The sequence below is a fragment of the Desulfofundulus thermobenzoicus genome (assembly GCF_009428905.1).
GTDB lineage: Bacteria > Bacillota > Desulfotomaculia > Desulfotomaculales > Desulfovirgulaceae > Desulfofundulus_A > Desulfofundulus_A thermobenzoicus.
Genome location: NZ_WHYR01000168.1, coordinates 1 through 471, shown reverse-complemented (window position 1 = coordinate 471; position 471 = coordinate 1). Strand labels below are relative to the sequence as shown.

The window sequence follows — 471 nt, the reverse complement described above, 5'->3', positions numbered from 1 at the left end:
ATATTTTATTGATTGGGGGAACAAACGCATGAGTCTTGAAGCAACTGAGAAAGCGTTTTATCAATTACTAGGGAAAATCGCCCATTATACAGAGGCGCTCCATTTACTTTATTGGGACTCTAGAACACAAGCACCTAAAAAAAGTGCGGATTTTAGAGCTGAAACGATTGGTCAATTATCAAGTGATATTTTTAATATGAAGACTTCTGATGAAATGAGAGATCTTCTTCTCGCATTAAACAAACATCGAGATGAGCTGTCAAAAGATACACAGAAGGCGCTCGAATTATCACAAAAAGAGTATGATGAAAACAGTAAAATTCCGAAAGAAGAATTTAAAGAATACTCGATTTTGCAATCAAAAGCGGAGCATGTATGGGTAGAAGCAAGGGAGAAATCAGACTTTTCACTCTTTGCACCATACTTAAAACAGCTTATTGACTTTAACAAGCGTTTCATCCAATATTGGGG

At 36.3% G+C, this 471-nt stretch carries 1 pseudogene; it reads left to right on the top strand.

Going from position 1 to position 471, the window contains the following annotated elements:
- Positions 1-28: 28 nt before the first annotated feature.
- Positions 29-471 (top strand): annotated as a pseudogene (locus GFC01_RS18045) (carboxypeptidase M32); the annotation flags it as partial.